General features: G+C 70.3%; 14 protein-coding genes. 1 reads left to right on the plus strand and 13 read right to left on the minus strand.

The genetic code is table 11. The annotated features are described in order from the left end of the window. Positions 1 to 16: 16 nt before the first annotated feature. The 13 genes from pgi to MQP27_RS39860 all read right to left on the minus strand — a co-directional run bounded on the left by pgi (position 17) and on the right by MQP27_RS39860 (position 17,024). Positions 17 to 1,669 carry a glucose-6-phosphate isomerase gene (gene pgi, locus MQP27_RS39800; protein ID WP_242774635.1) on the minus strand — a complete coding sequence of 551 codons (1,653 nt, stop codon included), beginning with the start codon at positions 1,667 to 1,669 and terminating at the stop codon, positions 17 to 19. 52 nt (positions 1,670 to 1,721) lie between these two features. Next, positions 1,722 to 3,452: an MFS transporter gene (locus tag MQP27_RS39805; protein ID WP_372511429.1), complete on the minus strand. Its 1,731-nt coding sequence runs from the start codon at positions 3,450 to 3,452 to the stop codon at positions 1,722 to 1,724. 376 nt (positions 3,453 to 3,828) lie between these two features. Beyond that, entirely contained in the window at positions 3,829 to 4,116 is a 288-nt protein-coding gene (locus MQP27_RS39810) for an RNA polymerase-binding protein RbpA (protein ID WP_007448238.1), read from the minus strand. Positions 4,117 to 4,376: 260 nt separating this feature from the next. Continuing rightward, positions 4,377 to 4,613, minus strand: coding sequence for a preprotein translocase subunit SecG (gene secG / locus MQP27_RS39815; protein WP_108013541.1), 237 nt, complete (start codon positions 4,611 to 4,613; stop codon positions 4,377 to 4,379). A 99-nt stretch (positions 4,614 to 4,712) separates the two neighbouring features. Beyond that, the gene (tpiA, locus tag MQP27_RS39820) at positions 4,713 to 5,489 is read right to left on the minus strand and encodes a triose-phosphate isomerase (RefSeq protein WP_242774640.1); all 777 of its coding nucleotides are present in this window, start codon (positions 5,487 to 5,489) and stop codon (positions 4,713 to 4,715) included. Positions 5,490 to 5,494: 5 nt separating this feature from the next. After that, entirely contained in the window at positions 5,495 to 6,706 is a 1,212-nt protein-coding gene (locus MQP27_RS39825; RefSeq protein ID WP_242774642.1) for a phosphoglycerate kinase, read from the minus strand. A gap of 132 nt (positions 6,707 to 6,838) precedes the next feature. After that, the gene (gene gap / locus MQP27_RS39830) at positions 6,839 to 7,846 is read right to left on the minus strand and encodes a type I glyceraldehyde-3-phosphate dehydrogenase (RefSeq protein ID WP_242774645.1); all 1,008 of its coding nucleotides are present in this window, start codon (positions 7,844 to 7,846) and stop codon (positions 6,839 to 6,841) included. A 228-nt stretch (positions 7,847 to 8,074) separates the two neighbouring features. Continuing rightward, entirely contained in the window at positions 8,075 to 11,029 is a 2,955-nt protein-coding gene (locus MQP27_RS39835; protein WP_242774648.1) for a M14 family metallopeptidase, read from the minus strand. A 170-nt stretch (positions 11,030 to 11,199) separates the two neighbouring features. Then, entirely contained in the window at positions 11,200 to 12,189 is a 990-nt protein-coding gene (gene whiA, locus MQP27_RS39840) for a DNA-binding protein WhiA (protein ID WP_242774651.1), read from the minus strand. Then, entirely contained in the window at positions 12,180 to 13,247 is a 1,068-nt protein-coding gene (locus MQP27_RS39845; RefSeq protein ID WP_242774653.1) for a gluconeogenesis factor YvcK family protein, read from the minus strand. Before MQP27_RS39845 ends, whiA begins: the two co-directional genes overlap by 10 nt. After that, a complete protein-coding gene (rapZ, locus tag MQP27_RS39850) occupies positions 13,244 to 14,203 on the minus strand; it encodes an RNase adapter RapZ (protein WP_242774655.1) in 960 nt (319 codons plus the stop codon). The genes MQP27_RS39845 and rapZ overlap by 4 nt, the downstream gene beginning before the upstream one ends. Then, positions 14,200 to 16,296: an excinuclease ABC subunit UvrC gene (gene uvrC, locus MQP27_RS39855; protein WP_242774657.1), complete on the minus strand. Its 2,097-nt coding sequence runs from the start codon at positions 16,294 to 16,296 to the stop codon at positions 14,200 to 14,202. Before uvrC ends, rapZ begins: the two co-directional genes overlap by 4 nt. Positions 16,297 to 16,349: 53 nt before the next feature. Further along, a complete protein-coding gene (locus MQP27_RS39860) occupies positions 16,350 to 17,024 on the minus strand; it encodes a response regulator transcription factor (protein WP_242774659.1) in 675 nt (224 codons plus the stop codon). 204 nt (positions 17,025 to 17,228) lie between these two features. Here MQP27_RS39860 and MQP27_RS39865 point away from each other — a divergent pair, with 204 nt between their 5' ends. Then, the gene (locus MQP27_RS39865; protein ID WP_242774661.1) at positions 17,229 to 17,390 is read left to right on the plus strand and encodes a hypothetical protein; all 162 of its coding nucleotides are present in this window, start codon (positions 17,229 to 17,231) and stop codon (positions 17,388 to 17,390) included. The last annotated feature ends 54 nt before the right edge of the window (positions 17,391 to 17,444 follow it).

A 17,444-nucleotide genomic window follows, 5' to 3' on the forward strand; every position in this document is an offset into this window, starting at 1 on the left:
CGCACCCCGTCGCGTTTCACCGCCCGCGCAGCTCGCGGTACTTGGCCACCAGCGCCTTGCTGGACGGGTCCAGGCCCGGCACCTCCGCGCCCTCCGTCAGCGCCGGCTCGACGCGCTTGGCGAGCACCTTGCCGAGCTCGACGCCCCACTGGTCGAAGGAGTCGATGTTCCAGACGGCGCCCTGCACGAACACCTTGTGCTCGTAGAGGGCGATCAGCTGGCCGAGGACCGAGGGGGTCAGCTCGCGGGCCAGGATCGTGGTCGTCGGGTGGTTGCCCTTGAAGGTCTTGTGGGCCACCAGTTCCTCCGGCACGCCTTCCGCCCGCACCTCGTCCGGCGTCTTGCCGAAGGCCAACGCCTGCGTCTGCGCGAAGAAGTTGGCCATCAGCAGGTCGTGCTGCGCCTTGAGCCCCTCGCTCAGCTCGGCCACCGGCTCGGCGAAGCCGATGAAGTCCGCCGGGATCAACTTCGTGCCCTGGTGGATGAGTTGGTAGTACGCGTGCTGCCCGTTCGTCCCCGGCGTGCCCCACACCACCGGACCGGTCTGCCAGTCGACCTCCTGCCCGTCGCGGTCCACCGACTTGCCGTTGGACTCCATGTCCAGCTGCTGCAGATACGCGGTGAACTTGGAGAGGTAGTGGCTGTAGGGCAGCACCGCGTGCGACTGGGCGTCGTGGAAGTTGCCGTACCAGATGCCCAACAGGCCGAGCAGCAATGGCACGTTGGACTCGGCGGGCGCGGTCCTGAAGTGTTCGTCGACCAGCCGGAAGCCGTCGAGCATCTCGCGGAAGCGGTCCGCGCCGATGGCGATCATCAGGGAGAGGCCGATCGCCGAGTCGAAGGAGTAGCGTCCGCCGACCCAGTCCCAGAACTCGAACATGTTGGCCGTGTCGATGCCGAAGTCGGCGACCTTCTCCGCGTTCGTCGACAGCGCCACGAAGTGCTTGGCGACGGCCTCCTGACCGGCCTTCAGCTCACCGAGCAGCCAGTTCCGCGCGGAGGTCGCGTTGGTGATCGTCTCGATGGTGGTGAAGGTCTTGGACGCGATGACGAACAGCGTCTCCGCCGCGTCCAGGTCGCGGGTGGCCTCGTGCAGGTCGGCGCCGTCGACGTTCGACACGAAGCGGACCGTCAGGTCGCGGTCGGTGAACGAGCGCAGCACCTCGTACGCCATCGCCGGGCCCAGGTCGGAGCCGCCGATGCCGACGTTGACCACGTTCTTGATGCGCTTGCCGGTGTGGCCGGTCCACTCGCCGGAGCGGACGCGTCCGGCGAAGTCGGCCATCTTGTCGAGGACCGCGTGCACCTTGGGCACGACGTTCTCCCCGTCGACCTCGATCACCGCGTCGCGCGGGGCGCGCAGGGCGGTGTGCAGGACGGCGCGGTCCTCGGTCGTGTTGATCTTCTCGCCGCGGAACATCGCGTCCCGCAGCCCGGCCACGTCGGTGGCGGCGGCCAGGTCGCGCAGCAGCCGCAGGGTCTCGTCGGTGACCAGGTGCTTGGAGTAGTCGACGTACAGGTCGCCGACCTGGAGCGTGTAGCCGGTGCCGCGGTCCGGGGCGGCGGCGAAGAGCTCCCGCAGACCGGTGTCGGCGAGTTCCTCACGGTGCTTGGCCAGCGCGGTCCACTCGGGCGTCTGGTTGAGCCTGGTACGGCCGTCTGCGTTCATGTCCGACTTCAGCCTTCTTTCGTGCCTGTCCCAGCTGTTCCAACCTAGTTGATCAGCGCGGGGCGTGAGCCGTCGTGGCGTCGTCGTCCGGCGCAACAACAGGTACGTCCGGCTTGCGCCCGGGTATCAGCGCGAGGACCGACAGGACGAAGAAGGCGGCGGTGAGCAGCGCGGGCGTGTTCAGTCCCCAGGCGGTGGCGACGGCGCCGCCGAGCAGGGCGCCCAGGGGGGCTCCGGCGACGGCCAGGGTGCGGAAGGCGGAGCTGACCCGGCCCAGTAGCTCGGCGGGGGTCCGCTGCTGCATCAGGGTCGTGGTGTTGACGTTCCACACCATGCCCATGAACCCGAAGACGGCGAGGGCGGCCACCGTCGCGGCCAGGCTGCGCACGGAGCCCATGACGACGAGTGCACCGATCTGCACGCTCCCGGCGAGCAGCACGCTCCGCGCCGGCCCGAGCCGCGCGACGATCCGCCGGTTCCCCGCTCCCCCGGCGAGACCGCCGACGGTGTAGGCCGTGGTCGCCGCCGCGTATCCGGCCGTGCCGGCATCGAGCCAGCCGGTCACCAGGATCACCAGCGTGGCGATCAGCGCGCCCATACCGACGTTGCACAGCGCCGTAGCGGCACACAGCCCACGCAGATCCCGGTCACGCCACAGGGCACGCATGCCATCAGCGATCTCCCGACGCAGGGTACTGCCCGCAGATCTGGGACTGCGTCTGCCACCCGTCGATCCCTGACCGGGGATGCCGCCAGTCCGTCCCGGGCTACGGGCGCCGTCCGCCGATCCCGGGCTGCGGGCGCCGTCCGCCGATCCCGAGCCGCGCGTCCCGCCCGCCAGTCCCGGGCTGCGGGTGCTACCGGTCAGTCCCGGCCCGCGAGCGCCGTCCGCCGATCCCTGGCTGCGGGTGCCGTCCGCCGGTCCCAGCCCGCGCGTCCCGCCCGCGAGCCCCGGGCTACGAGCACCACCCACCTGTCCCGGCCCGCAGGTGCCGTCCGTCGATCCCAGCCCGCGGGTCCCGCCCGCCAGTCCCGGGCTACGAGTGCCACGCGCCGACCCCGACCCGCGCGTACCACCCACCGGTCCCAGCCCCCGCGTGCCCTCCGCCGGCCCCAGCCCGTGTGTGTCGGCCGTGGATCCCGGCGCGCTCCCCGGCGTCGGCGTCGGCCGCAACGAGGCCACCAGCGCGGCCGCCACCAGGAACGTCGCCGCGTCGGTCGCGAACGGGATGGATGCCCCCACGGCGATCAGGAGTGGGACCACCGGCGCCCCGAGCAGGCCGCCCGCGATCTGCTGCCCGGTCATCAGGCGGGCGTTGGCGCTGCCGAGCTCGGACCGGTCGACCAGGGCGGGCAGCAAGGCCGTGGCGGCGTTGTCGAAGAGGGTCTGCAGGGTGGTGAGGGCGAAGGCGAGGGCGATGAGCAGCGCGATCGAGGCGTGACCGAGCGCGACGGTCACCGCGAACGCGGCGACGAGCAGCCCTCGTACCGCATCCACCGTCCACATCGCGCGCCGCTGGTCGACCCGGTCCGCGACCGCGCCGCCGAGCAGGCCGAAGACGATCCAGGGCAGATAGCCGCACGCGGTCACGGAGGCGATGAGCAGGGGCCGGTCCGTCAGCGACGCGGCGAGCAGCGGCAGCGCCGCGCCCCGCAGCGCGTCCCCGAACCGGGACACCACCGCGGCCGTCCACAGCCGCCCGAATCCCCCACGCCACGCCGACTCACGCACGCCCGCGGACTCGACTCCCACCACAGCTCCCCCTCCGGTCCCACTCGCCACGAAGGCGATGAACAAACCGTAGAGGTCACCACTGACAATCGGTCCGCGAGCAGCCGCTCACCCGGCCGTGAAACACCTCCGGCCAGGCACCCCTCGGTGCCCGGCCGGCCGTCAACTCCCAGGGCCTGCGCAGCGGATCATGCCGGAGACGCGGGGCTTGGCACGCACTCCCCCAGAGGGGGCACCCCCAGCCGCGTTGTCGTCGCTCGCCGACGTCCCCCAGCCTTCGGCCGGGAGGTGCCCCCACCGCGTCGCCCGCCGCGGCAGCGGCTGATGTCCACGTCTCCTCCGCCTTGCAGCTGCACGCGCCAAGCCCCGCTCCCCTGCGCCGCATTGGCACCGCCGCTTTGCTCCGGCCTGATCCGCTGGGCAGGCCCTAGATCTCGCCCCGCAATTTGGCGAGCGCCTCGGCGAGGATCGCCTCGCCGTCCGCGTCGCTGCGCCGCTCCCGCACGTACGCGAGATGCGTCTTGTAGGGCTCGGTGCGCGGCGGGTCAGGCGGGTTGTCCCGGTCCTGTCCGGCCGGGAAGCCGCAGCGCGGGCAGTCCCAGGTCTCCGGAACCTGCGCGTCGCTGGCGAAGCTGGGCTGCGTCTCGTGCCCGTTCGAGCACCAGAAGGAGATGCGCAGACGCGGCGCGGACTCGCCGCGCTCGGCCTCGCCCATCGGCCCCGCCCCGACCCGGCTTCCTCGGATCGCGTTGCCACTTGCCACGGTGTAACTCCCTGCGTGATGGTGCCGCGAAGCGAGTCGGCGTGTCGCTTCGTTGCGAGCGCCTCAGTCTACGTAAGGCCCAACGCGCGTCCAGTGATTGGAGTTACAGCCCCCACATCTGGACGCAAGCCCCATGATAGGCCGCGCTCAGCTGCGCGTACCGAACATGGGGCGTTACGTGCGGAATGCAGGTGCTGCGTGTGCGTTGCTGCTCAGCTGTTCGTCTTCATGATGATGCCGAGGACGACAATGCACGCGAACCACAGCAGACCGATCACCAGGGTGATGCGGTCGAGGTTGCGCTCGGCGACCGAGGAGCCGCCGACGGACGACTGCATGCCGCCACCGAACATGTCGGAGAGGCCGCCGCCCTTCCCCTTGTGCATCAGCACCAGCAGCATCAGCAGCAGGCTGAAGACGATCAGGGCGATCGAGAACCCCAAAACCACGGCTGGACCAACTCTCTCGGATTCGGATGAAAAGACGGGGGCACGGTAGCTGCCTACCATGCCCCCGCAAGGGTACGACGGATCGCCGCTAGGGCCTACTCACTGGTCCCGGAAGCGCACGATCTTGACGAACTCGTCGGCATCCAGCGACGCACCGCCCACCAGGGCCCCGTCGATGTCGGCCTGCGCCATGATCTCGGCGACGTTGCCCGACTTCACGGAGCCGCCGTACTGGATGCGGACCCGGTCGGCCAGCTCCTGCGTGTACAGCTCGGCGACCTTGCCGCGGATGGCCGCGCAGACCTCCTGCGCGTCCTCGGCGCCGCAGACCTTGCCGGTGCCGATGGCCCAGACGGGCTCGTAGGCGATCACGACGGACTCGGCCTGCTCGGCCGGGAGGTCCTTGAGGCCGCCCTCGACCTGGGCGAGGGTGTGCGAGACGTGGTTGCCCGCCTCTCGGACCTCCAGTTCCTCGCCGACGCACAGGATCGGGGTCAGGCCGTGCTTGTAGGCGGCCTTGACCTTGGCGCCCACGATCTCGTCGGTCTCCGCGTGGTACTGGCGGCGCTCGGAGTGGCCGATGACCACGTACGTGCACTTCAGCTTGGCCAGCATCGGGCCCGAGATCTCGCCGGTGTAGGCGCCGGAGTCGTGCTGCGAGATGTCCTGGGCGCCGTACTTGATCTTGAGCTTGTCGCCGTCGACCAGGGTCTGCACGGAGCGCAGGTCGGTGAAGGGCGGCAGGACGGCGACCTCGACGGCCTCGTAGTCCTTGTCGGCCAGGGCGAAGGCGAGCTTCTGGACGTGCGCGATGGCCTCGAGGTGGTTGAGGTTCATCTTCCAGTTGCCCGCCATGATCGGCGTGCGCGTGCTCATTGAGGTCAGTCCTCCAGTGCGGCGAGGCCGGGGAGCGTCTTGCCCTCGAGGTATTCGAGGGAGGCGCCGCCACCGGTAGAGATGTGGCCGAATGCGGTCTCGTCGAAGCCCAGGATGCGGACGGCGGCGGCGGAGTCGCCACCGCCGACCACGGTGAAGGCCTGGGAGTCGAGGAGGGCCTGGGCGACCGCCTTGGTGCCCTCGGCGAACTCGGGGTGTTCGAAGACGCCCATCGGGCCGTTCCAGAAGACGGTGGCGGCGTCGGTGATCTTCGAGGCGTACAGCTTGCCGGACGCGGGGCCGATGTCCAGGCCCATCCGGTCGGCCGGGATGGCGTCCGCGGGGACGGTGGTGGCGCCGGCCGGGCCCTTGGTCTTCAGGTCGGGGAACGCGGGGGCGACCACCGCGTCGACCGGCAGGACCAGCTCGACGCCGGTCTTCTCGGCGCGCTCGATGTACTCCAGGACCGCCGGGATCTGGTCCTCCTGGAGGAGGGAGGCGCCGACCTCGTGGCCCTTGGCCTTGAGGAAGGTGAAGGCCATGCCGCCGCCGATGAGGATGCGGTCGGCCTTGCCGAGCAGCTCGTCGATGACGGCGAGCTTGTCGGAGACCTTGGCGCCGCCGAGGACGACCACGTAGGGCCGCTGGACCTCGTCGGTGAGCTTCTTCAGGACGCCGACCTCGGTGGCGATGAGGTAGCCGGCGTAGTGCGGCAGCCGGGCCGGGAGGTCGTACACGGAGGCGTGCTTGCGGTGCACCGCGCCGAAGCCGTCGCCGACGTACACGTCCGCGAGGGCGGCCAGCCGGTCCGCGAACTCGCCGCGCTCGGTGTCATCCTTGGACGTCTCACCGGCGTTGAAGCGCAGGTTCTCGATGACCGCGACCTGGCCGGGCTGCAGGCCGTTCACCGCGTCGTGGGCGGCGGGGCCGACGGTGTCCTGGGCGAACGCGACCGGGGCGCCGAGGAGTTCGGCCAGCCGCTCGGCGGCCGGGAGCAGGGAGAAGGCCGGGTCCGGGGCGCCCTTGGGGCGGCCCAGGTGCGAGGCGACGACCACCTTGGCGCCCGCCTCGGCGAGGGCCTTGACGGTGGGCAGTACGGCGCGGATGCGGCCGTCATCGGTGATCAGGCCGTCGGCGAGCGGCACGTTGAGGTCGGCGCGGACGAAGACCCGCTTGTTGTCCACGCCTTCGGCGAGAAGTTCGTCGATCGTCTTCATGAGGGAGGCTCCTGGTGAGGGTTGCTCTGATCGTACGAGGGCTGCTGCGTACGCGAGTCAGGGCCCGGGCGGCGCGTCCCTGCGCCGCCCGAGCCCTGCGTTCACATCGAGTTGCCTGCTCTGTGGATCAGGTCAGAGCTGGTTGCCCACGAAGACCGTGAGGTCGACGAGGCGGTTGGAGTAGCCCCACTCGTTGTCGTACCAGCCGAGGATCTTCACCGACGTGCCCTCCTGGACCATGGTCAGGGAGGAGTCGAAGGTGCAGGACGACGGGTCGCTGACGATGTCCGAGGAGACGATCTCGTCCTCGGTGTAGGACAGGTAGCCCTGCAGCTCGCCCTCGGAGGCCTTCTTGAAGGCCGCGTTGACCTCGTCCTTGGTGACCTCGCGGGAGAGCTCCACGACGAGGTCGGTGGCCGAGCCGGTCGGGACCGGGACGCGCATGGCGATGCCGTCCAGCTTGCCCTTGAGCTGCGGGAGGACCAGGGCGGTGGCCTTCGCGGCACCGGTGGTGGTCGGGATGATGTTCTCGGCGGCGGCACGGGCGCGGCGCAGGTCCTTGTGCGGGAAGTCCAGGATGCGCTGGTCGTTCGTGTACGCGTGCACCGTGGTCATCAGACCCTTGACGATGCCGAAGTTCTCGTCGAGGACCTTCGCCATCGGCGCCACACAGTTGGTGGTGCAGGAGGCGTTGGAGATGACGTGGTGGTTCGCCGGGTCGTACTTGTCCTGGTTGACGCCCATGACGATGGTGATGTCCTCGTCCTTGGCCGGAGCCGAGATGAGGACCTTCTTGGCGCCACCGGCGATGTGCTTGGCGGCGTCTTCCTTCTTGGTGAAGATGCCGGTCGACTCGATGACGATGTCGACGCCCAGCTCGCCCCACGGGATGTCGGCGGGGTTGCGCTCGGACAGGACCTTGATGGTCTTGCCGTCGACGGTGATGGTGTCGGCGGTGTGCGAGACCTCGGCCTTGAGACGGCCCAGGATGGTGTCGTACTTCAGCAGGTGAGCGGTGGTCGCGGTGTCACCCAGGTCGTTGACAGCCACGATCTCGATGTCAGCACCCTGCTCCAGCAGCGCGCGGAAGTAGTTGCGACCGATACGACCGAAGCCGTTGATGCCTACGCGGATCGTCACGAACCGATCTCCTCGTTGGTACGCCGGCCATGCGGTGCCGGCGAGCTCTGTTTGGGATGTCCCCGACCACCCACGACCCTACCTCCCTGAGGGCCCCGGAGTGACATCGAGATGCCGCATACACGGGCAGGCGGTCCGTACCCGCCAGTAGGGGTACGGACCGCCCGGGCCGGAAGGCCCGATCACTCCTTTTGACTACGGTGAGCTAGTCATCGTTGACCAGGGAGTTCACCCTTCGAGGGCCGCGAGGGCCTTCTTGACGAGGGTGTTGCGGTCCGCCGCCGCGGTGACGTGCTCCAGGCCGAAGCCCAGCAGCACGGTCCGGTCGGTGGTGACGGCGCCGTACGTCTTGAACAGCGCTCCGGTGCGCGCCCAGTCCTGGAGGACGGCCGGGCTGCCCGCGGGCGGTCCGGGCACGCTCCAGGCGCCCAGCGAGGTCTCGAAGCCCTCGGTCTGGGTGGCCGTGCCGCCGATGACGAGCGAGGCGTCGTCGGCGAGGACTCCGTGGCCGCCGGCGCCCGGGTCGGTCACGTAGCTGATCGAGACCTCGACGGACTTGCCGGCGTAGGCGCTCAGGTCGTAGCCGACCTGCTGCCACCCGCTGGAGGCGCCGGTGAGGCTGTTCCAGGCGCCGCTGGTGCCGGTCGGGGTGCAGGCGTTGTTCCCGATCGTCAGGTAGTGCTTGAGCCACGGGTGCTCGTTGATCAGGAAGCCCGCCCCGCACTCCGAGGGCACGGTCTGGGTGCTCGCGCCGCCCAGCTCCGGGAGGGTCGTCCAGTCGTCGGCGCCGGTGGTGTGGGCCTCGACGATCACATGGTCGTAGCCGGGCTCGGTGTCCCACAGCAGCCGGCTGCGCAGGAGCGGCTGCTGGGCCGCGGTGACACCGGTGAGGTCGACGGTGCGGGTGAGGCGCTTGTAGGCGTCGTCGGTGTGCACGGCCGCCGCCATGTAGGAGCCCGCGTACGGCCCGTACGGGTTGACCGTCCCGGCGAACTGGCCCGCCCCCGCGCTGGCGAACTGCGGGTACGTGTCGGCGGGCAGCGAGTCGGAGGTGACGCCGTAGGTGCCCGCCTTGTCGAGCGGGTTGCCGGGGGCGGCGCCGAGGGCCGCACCGGCGCCGTCGAGCTTGCCGGAGCCGGTGAAGCCGGTGGCCCCGGGGGTCGACGTACGCGAATAGGCGCCGAGGTAGTACTGGCTGAAGTCGTCGGAGAGGGTGCCGCCGCCGAGGTCGACGTTGCCGCCGGCCTGTTCGCCCGCCTCGATCAGCTTGCCGCCCTCGTTGAGGAAGGCGCGCAGCTGGAGCTGGGTGGCGACGCCGGGGACGCTCGCGCCGGTGTAGTGGACGACGGTCCCGAAGTGGCTGAGCACGCCGAGCGCGTCGGGCGCGCCCTGGGTGGCGACGTCCCACACGATCGCCTTGCGGCCGTTGGCCTTCAGCGCGTCGACGTAGGTCTGCGCCTGCGTGGCGGCGGCGCCTTCCTCGGCGACGACCAGGGTGTCGGCCTTGGCGCGCTGGGCGACGGTGTAGGTGAAGTGCTCGCTCGCGACCTTCTTGCCGCTCCTCGTCTCACCGGTGAACCAGACCTCGACCTTGTCGCCGGGGTCGCCGTCCCTGACCTTGGCCCGGTACTCGTCGAAGTGCAGGTTGTCCTCGCCGCCGTAGGTCTCGCCGCCCTTCCAGGCCCTGAGGTCCTGCTCCTGGGTACGGCCGCCGTTGACGCGGTACTTGAGCTCCTTGTCGCGCACGGACTTGCGTACGACGACCGAGACCTCCTGGTCGGCGCCGCGCGAGTACGACGTGGCGAACTCGGCCGGGGTGAAGTCGGCCGCCGTCAGGCCCAGCGAGGAGGAGGGCGTGTCGGGGTGCGCGGCGGTCTCGGCGACCGAGAGCGCGAACGGGATGTTCTTGACGAACTCCTGCTGGATCAGCTTCTCGTCGTCCGGGAAGTTGAACACGGACTGGCAGTCGGCCGCGTTCCACTGGTCGTTGGGGTCGATGTCCGACGCGGTCTGGCAGGTCGACATCTCCGGGGTGAACATCGACATGCCGTTGACGTTGGCCGCGTGGCCGTCCGCCTCGCCGTTGGTCGTGTAGAGCTCCGAGGAGACCTGGGGGCGGTAGCCGGGGATCGCGGAGTTGTCCGGCGTACCGGCGAGCGCCTTGTAGAGGACGTCGTCCGGGGTGGGCGTGGCGACCTGCCAGCCGACGCCGTAGAGCAGCAGCTCGGCGGCGGAGTGGTAGTTGACGCCGTACGAGAAGCCGATCCGCTTCTCGAAGTTGTCGAGCGCCTTCGTCTCGGGCTCGGAGCCGGGGCTCGCGCCGCGGTAGGTCTGGCTGGTGGGGTTGGGGGACGAACCCTCGTCGTCGTAGCCCCACTTGTAGGCGAAGTTGCGGTTGAGGTCGACGCCGTCGCCGGTGGAGATGACGCCGTCTCCGTTGACGTCCCGCAGGTTCTTGCGCCACAGGCGGGTGTCGGAGTTCTGGAAGGTGTAGTCGTAGCCGTCGGGGTTGGCCGAGATCACGAACCACAGCTCGGTGGAGTCGACGATCTTCTTGATGCGTTTGTCGGTCTTGTAGTTGTCGATGTAGTAGTGCATCAGACGCCGGGTCATCTCCGGCGTGATCCACTCGCGCGCGTGCTGGTTGGACACGTAGAGGACGGACGGCTTCGAGCCGTCCTTGGACTTCTTGGCGCCCTTGGTCAGTTTGAGCGCGAGGATGTCCTGTCCGTTGATCGTCTTGCCGATGGAGACGACCTTGGTGAGGCCGGGATTCTCCTGGCCGGTCCGGACGATCTCCTCCTTCAGGCCACCGCTTCCGCTGTACGGGCGGTACACGCCCTCGGCGGCGTTCTCGACCCGCGCCTCGGCCTTGGCCGAAAGCGTGTGCTCGGTGAGGTCGACGCCCTTCTTCTCCAGGGACTTGGCCTGCTGGTCGGTGAGGTAGACCTCGACGGTGGCCTTCCCCTTCTCGGGGACCTGCTCGCCGAGTTCGTGACCGTCCTGTCCGGCGGCCAGCAGCAGGGGTACCTGCTTGGCCGTGACTTCGGCGCGGTAGACGTTGACCTCGTTCGGGTCGTTCCCCTGTGAAGTCCCGTTCTGCGCCTGCGCGATGGGTGCGAGGCTCGCTCCGCCGATCAGGAGCGCGCCGACAGCGAGGATCGATCTCGCTCTAGGTCTCATGAACCCCCCTAGCAGTGGTCCGCCGCAGTAGCGAACAGATGCCAGGCTCATGACAGTTCATGATCGAGTCAAGAGTGCCTCAAAGACAGACAAACGAGCGCAGACGTACGCCGGTGCCGGCGCCCCAAGTGGGCGTCGGCACCGGCGTGTTGAGCGACCTTGATACGGCGTCAGCCGACCAGGTTGTCGGCCATCTCCTCGGTGATGCTGGACTCCGTGCCCGGGATGCCGAGGTCGGAGGCGCGCTTGTCGGCCATCGCGAGCAGCCGGCGGATACGGCCGGCCACGGCGTCCTTGGTCAGCGGCGGGTCGGCGAGCGCGCCCAGCTCCTCCAGGGAGGCCTGCTTGTGCTCCATGCGCAGCCGGCCGGCCGCCGCGAGGTGCTCGGGGACCTCGTCGGCGAGGATCTCGAGGGCGCGCTGGACGCGGGCGCCGGCGGCGACGGCCGCGCGGGCGGAGCGGCGGAGGTTGGCGTCGTCGAAGTTGGCGAGACGGTTCGCCGTGGCGCGCACCTCGCGGCGCATCCGGCGCTCCTCCCAGGCCAGCACCGACTCGTGGGCGCCGAGACGGGTGAGCAGGGCGCCGATCGCGTCGCCGTCGCGGACGACCACCCGGTCGACCCCGCGCACCTCACGGGCCTTGGCGGCGATCGACAGCCGGCGGGCGGCACCGACCAGGGCGAGCGCGGCCTCGGGCCCCGGGCAGGTCACCTCAAGGGAGGAGGAGCGGCCCGGCTCGGTGAGCGAACCGTGTGCCAGGAAGGCGCCGCGCCAGGCGGCTTCGGCGTCGCAGGTGGCCCCGGAGACCACCTGCGGGGGCAGCCCGCGGATCGGGCGGCCCCGCCCGTCCACCAGGCCGGTCTGCCGGGCCAGCTGGTCGCCGCCGGCGACGACCCGGACGACGTAACGCGAACCGCGGCGCAGTCCGCCGGGTGCCATCACGATCAGCTCGGAGGAGTGGCCGAAGATCTCCAGGATGTCCCGCTTCAGGCGCCGGGCCGCCATCGCGGTGTCCAGCTCCGCCTCGATCACGATGCGCCCGCTGACCAGGTGGAGGCCGCCGGCGAACCGCAGAATGGCGGAGACCTCCGCCTTTCTGCAGCAGGTCCGGGTGACGGGGAGCCGGGAGATCTCGTCCTTCACCGCTGCCGTCATCGCCATGGGCCGATCCTTCCATGCATCCGAAAAATACGGTCGTACGCGGCGGCCAGCAGCTCCGGGTCGTGCCGCGGAGTTCCGTCCCTCCGCGCCACCGGGGCCAGCTCGACCGCGGCTCCGAGCCGCTTGGCGGCCTCGGTGAGCACATCACGGTCGGGCACGGCGGCCTCGTCGGCCAGCACCACGTCCAGGGCGAGTTTAGGGGCGTGTCGTCCCAAAACCTCCAAATGACGCTGCGGGGAGAAGCCCTCGGTTTCTCCGGGCTGCGGGGCGAGGTTCAGCGAGAGTACCCGGCGCGCCTTGGTCTCCGTGAGCGCGTCCAGCAGTTCCGGCACCAGCAGGTGCGGGATGACGGAGGAGAACCAGGAGCCGGGGCCGAGGACCACCCAGTCGGCGTCCAGGACCGCCGCGACGGCCTCGGGCACGGCGGGCGGGTCGTGCGGCACCAGGTGCACGGACTGCACCTCGCCGGGCGTGAGCGCCACGGTCGCCTGCCCGCGCACGGTGTCCACGTCCTCCGGCCGCTCCGGGTCGTGCCCCTTGACCAGGGCCTGCAGCTCCAGGGGTACGGCGGACATGGGCAGCACGCGCCCGTGCGCGCCGAGCAGCTTGCCGACCAGGTCGAGGGCCTGGACATGGTCGCCGAGCTGCTCCCAGAGGGCGACGATCAAAAGGTTGCCGACCGCGTGTTCGTGCAGGTCGCCCTTGGACTGGAAGCGATGCTGGATGACGCGGGCCCAGGTCTGGCCCCAGTCGTCGTCCCCGCACAGCGCGGCCAGCGCCTTGCGCAGGTCGCCGGGCGGCAGCACGCCCAGCTCGTCCCGGAGGCGGCCGCTGGAGCCGCCGTCGTCGGCCACGGTGACGACGGCGGTGAGGTCGCCGGTGATCCGGCGCAGCGCGGCGAGCGAGGCGGACAGTCCCATGCCGCCGCCCAGCGCGACCACCTTGGGCTGGGCACCGCGCCGGCGCGGCCGGGCACCGCGGGCCTCGATGGTCCGGCTCACGCGGGACTCGGGCACCACCCGGCGCAGTCGGCTCAGCCGCGAAGAACGTTCCGTCATTCGCGTCCCATGTCCCGGTGTACGACCACGGTCTCCACGCCCTCGGCCGCGAGGCGTGCGGCGAGCTTCTCCGAGGTGGCGACGGAGCGGTGCTTGCCGCCGGTGCAGCCGATGGCGATCGTCACGTACCGCTTGCCCTCGCGGCGGTAGCCGGCCGCGATGAGCCTGAGCAGCTCGGCGTAGCGGTCGATGAACTCCTTGGCGCCGGGCTGGTTGAAGACGTACGCCGACACCTCCTCGTTCAGGCCGGTGAAGGGGCGCAGCTCCGGGACCCAGTGCGGGTTGGGCAGGAAGCGCATGTCCGCCACGAGGTCGGCGTCGACCGGGAGGCCGTACTTGAAGCCGAAGGACATGACGGTGGCCCGCAGCTCGGGCTCCTCGTCCCCGGCGAACTGGGCGTCCATCTTGGCGCGCAGCTCGTGCACGTTAAGGCTGGAGGTGTCGATGACCAGGTCGGCGTCTCCGCGCAGCTCGCGCAGCAGCTCGCGCTCGGCGGCGATGCCGTCGACGATGCGGCCGTCGCCCTGGAGGGGGTGCGGGCGGCGCACCGACTCGAAGCGGCGGACCAGGGCGTCGTCGGAGGACTCCAGGAAGACGATCCGCCGGGTGACGCCCCTGCTGTCGAGGTCGGCGAGGGACTCGCGGAGGTTGTCGAAGAAGCGCCGGCCGCGGACGTCGACGACGACCGCGATCCGCGCCACGTTGCCCTGCGAGCGGGCGCCGAGCTCCACCATGGTGGGGATCAGCGCGGGCGGCAGGTTGTCGACGACGAACCAGCCGAGGTCCTCCAGACACTTGGCGGCCGTCGACCTTCCCGCACCGGACATGCCGGAGATGATCACCAGCTCGGGGATGGCCGCGTCGGGAACCGCGGCCGTCTCGCTGGTCGTGCCCGTACTCACCTGTGCTCCGTCTCCGCCTTGGTCCTGTTGCCCGTCGTGCTTGTTCACATTCATGTCTCCTGCCCCCGTCGTTCGTCCGGGGCGCCCGTCGTCACGGGCTCCCCACCGGAACCCATGGTGCCGGGTTCCTCTTCCATGATCTCTCCAGTGGCCGTGTTGACGGCGGGTGCGGCCGGAGCCGCCTGGGCGAGGGCCGCGGCGATCGTCTCGGCCGTCTTGCGGCCTATGCCGGGCACCTCGCAGATCTGGTCGATGGTGGCGGACCGAAGTTTCTTCAAGGAACCGAAGTGTTTAAGAAGCGCCTGTTTACGAGCGTCGCCGAGGCCGGGCACGTCGTCCAAGGGGCTCGCCCGGAACCGCTTGGCCCGCTTGGTGCGCTGGTAGGTGATCGCGAACCGGTGCGCCTCGTCACGCACGCGTTGCAGCAGGTAGAGGCCCTCGCTGGTGCGGGGCAGGACGACCGGGTCCTCCTCGTCCGGCAGCCAGACCTCCTCCAGGCGCTTGGCGAGCCCGCAGACGGCGACGTCGTCGATGCCCAGTTCGTCGAGGGCCTTCTTCGCGGCGGCGACCTGGGGCCGGCCGCCGTCGACGACGACCAGCTGGGGCGGGTAGGCGAACTTCTTGGGCCGCCCGTCCTCGTCCTTGAGGCCGTTGCCGTTCGTCGGGCCCCCGCCCGTCTCGCCCGTCTCACCCGTCTCACCCGCGAGGCCGTCCTCGTGGCCGTCGTCGACCCACTCGCCGGTCTTCGCCTTCTCGGCGAGGTAGCGCCGGAAGCGGCGGTTGATCACCTCGTGCATGGAGCGGACGTCGTCCTGGCCCTCGAAGCCCTTGATCTGGAAGCGGCGGTACTCGCTCTTGCGCTGCAGGCCGTCCTCGAAGACGACCATGGAGGCGACCACGTCGTCGCCCTGGAGGTGGGAGATGTCGTAGCACTCGATGCGGAGCGGGGCGCTGTCCAGGTCGAGGGCCTCGGCGATCTCCTCCAGGGCGCGCGAGCGGGTGGTGAGGTCGGAGGCGCGCTTGGTCTTGTGCAGCACGAGGGCCTGCTGGGCGTTGCGCTCGACCGTCTCCATCAGGGCCTTCTTGTCGCCGCGCTGCGGGACGCGCAGCGAGACGCCCGAGCCGCGGCGGTCGGCGAGCCACTCCTGGACCGGCTCGACCGGGTCGGGCAGGGCGGGGACGAGGACCTCCTTGGGGACGGAGTCGCCCTTCTCCTCGCCGTAGAGCTGCTGCAGGGCGTGCTCGACGAGGGCGCCGGTGGTGATCTCCTCGACCTTGTCGGTGACCCAGCCGCGCTGGCCGCGGACGCGTCCGCCGCGGACGTGGAAGATCTGGACGGCCGCCTCCAGCTCGTCCTCGGCGACCGCGATCAGGTCGGCGTCGGTCGCGTCGGCGAGCACGACCGCGTTCTTCTCCATGGCCTTCTTCAGGGCCTCGATGTCGTCGCGCAGGCGTGCGGCCCGCTCGTACTCCATCTCCTCGGCCGCCTCCGTCATCTGCTTCTCCAGACGGCGGATGTACGTGCCGGTGCGGCCGGCCATGAAGTCGCAGAACTCCTCGGCCAGTTCGCGGTGCTCCTCGGGCGTGACGCGCCCGACGCAGGGGGCGGAGCACTTGCCGATGTAGCCGAGCAGGCAGGGGCGGCCGGTGCGGGCGGCGTTCTTGAAGACGCCGGCCGAGCAGGTGCGCACGGGGAAGACGCGCAGCAGCAGGTCCACGGTGTCGCGGATGGCCCAGGCGTGCCCGTACGGCCCGAAGTAGCGCACACCCTTGCGCTTCTGACCGCGCATCACCTGTACGCGCGGGAACTCCTCGTTCATCGTCACCGCGAGGTAGGGGTAGCTCTTGTCGTCGCGGTACTTGACGTTGAACCGGGGGTCGTACTCCTTGATCCAGGAGTACTCCAGCTGCAGGGCCTCGACCTCCGTGGACACCACGGTCCACTCCACGGACGCGGCGGTGGTGACCATCGTCCGGGTGCGCGGGTGCAGGTTCGCCAGGTCCTGGAAGTAGTTCGCCAGGCGCTGGCGCAGGCTCTTCGCCTTTCCGACGTAGATCACCCGGCGGTGCTCGTCGCGGAACCTGTACACCCCGGGAGAGTCCGGGATCTGTCCCGGCTTGGGGCGGTAGCTGGAGGGGTCGGCCATGTCTCACACCCTACTGGCGAGCACCGACACTCCGACGGGCCTGTGGACAGCGGCTAGCGCGACTCCAGGAAGGTCAGCACGGCCAGTACCCGGCGGTGGTCGTCGGTGTCCTCGGTGAGGTGGAGTTTGCCGAGGATGCTGCGGACGTGTTTCTCCACCGTGCCCTCGGTGACCCACAGGCGGCGGCCGATGCCCGCGTTGGAGCGGCCCTCGGCCATCAGGGCGAGGACCTCCTTCTCGCGGGCGCTGAGGTGGGACAGCGGGTCGTCGCGGCGGTGGACCGAGAACAGCTCCTGCACCAGGGAGGGGTCGACGACCGAGCCGCCCCGGTGGATGCGCTCCAGGGCCTCGATGAACTCGTCGACGACCGTGACCCGACTCTTGAGCAGGTAGCCGATCTTGCGGCCGCCGGCCAGCAGCTCCAGGGCCTCCTCGACCTCGACGAACGCCGACAGCACGAGGATGCCGGTGGCGGGGTGGTGGTCACGGATGGTGCGGGCCGCCTTGAGGCCCTCGGTGGAGTGGTCCGGCGGCATTCTTATGTCGACGATCGCGAGGTCGGGGCGGTGCGTGGCGACCAGGTCCAGAAGCCTCGCCGCGTCACCGGCCTGCCCTACCACCTCGTAGCCGACCCGCTCGCACAGGCTGGCCAGTCCCTCCCTGAGCAACACGTCGTCGTCGGCGAGGACGACCCGTCCCCGCGCGGGCTGCTGCGTTGCGTCGTCCATGGCCCCGGCTCCCCTTGCCCCGACCTATAGGTGCGCGCCCAACAGCCTGCCCGACCGGCGGGGTTCCGGCTAGCCGGAAGCGGAATTGGAGGCCTCCCGTGACGACATGAGGACGTGTCGGAGCGATTCTCGTACCAGTGCAGAGCAAGTGGGCCGGCCGGCTCGGGCGAGAGCCGGCGGGTCACGGGTCGAAGGGCTGCGGGAATGCGTCGGACGCGGATCGAGAAGCGGCAGCGGCCGGTCCGCGCCCGCCGGTATCAGGACGACACACGCGCGTGGAGCGACGTCCTGGACCCCAGGGACCCCGACATCGTGCGCGCCAAGCAGGTCGGCGGCGCGCAGGGCGGCGGCAGCGGCCGCCCCTAGGACCGGACGGCAGCCTCTCCGTCCGCACCCGACCGCCCGGACGTACGCGTACGT

This window comes from Streptomyces cylindrosporus, from assembly GCF_022698165.1.
Classification (GTDB): Bacteria; Actinomycetota; Actinomycetes; order Streptomycetales; family Streptomycetaceae; genus Streptomyces; species Streptomyces cylindrosporus.

Excerpts from the sequence above, each read along its gene's own strand:
- MQP27_RS39825 (WP_242774642.1), bottom strand. The coding sequence starts at position 6,706 with ATGAAGACGATCGACGAACTTCTCGCCGAAGGCGTGGACAACAAGCGG.
- MQP27_RS39865 (WP_242774661.1), top strand. The coding sequence starts at position 17,229 with ATGCGTCGGACGCGGATCGAGAAGCGGCAGCGGCCGGTCCGCGCCCGC.
- tpiA (WP_242774640.1), bottom strand. The coding sequence starts at position 5,489 with ATGAGCACGCGCACGCCGATCATGGCGGGCAACTGGAAGATGAACCTC.
- rapZ (WP_242774655.1), bottom strand. The coding sequence starts at position 14,203 with ATGAATGTGAACAAGCACGACGGGCAACAGGACCAAGGCGGAGACGGA.
- pgi (WP_242774635.1), bottom strand. The coding sequence starts at position 1,669 with ATGAACGCAGACGGCCGTACCAGGCTCAACCAGACGCCCGAGTGGACC.
- MQP27_RS39860 (WP_242774659.1), bottom strand. The coding sequence starts at position 17,024 with ATGGACGACGCAACGCAGCAGCCCGCGCGGGGACGGGTCGTCCTCGCC.
- uvrC (WP_242774657.1), bottom strand. The coding sequence starts at position 16,296 with ATGGCCGACCCCTCCAGCTACCGCCCCAAGCCGGGACAGATCCCGGAC.
- MQP27_RS39835 (WP_242774648.1), bottom strand. The coding sequence starts at position 11,029 with ATGAGACCTAGAGCGAGATCGATCCTCGCTGTCGGCGCGCTCCTGATC.
- whiA (WP_242774651.1), bottom strand. The coding sequence starts at position 12,189 with ATGGCGATGACGGCAGCGGTGAAGGACGAGATCTCCCGGCTCCCCGTC.
- MQP27_RS39845 (WP_242774653.1), bottom strand. The coding sequence starts at position 13,247 with ATGACGGAACGTTCTTCGCGGCTGAGCCGACTGCGCCGGGTGGTGCCC.
- MQP27_RS39810 (WP_007448238.1), bottom strand. The coding sequence starts at position 4,116 with ATGGGCGAGGCCGAGCGCGGCGAGTCCGCGCCGCGTCTGCGCATCTCC.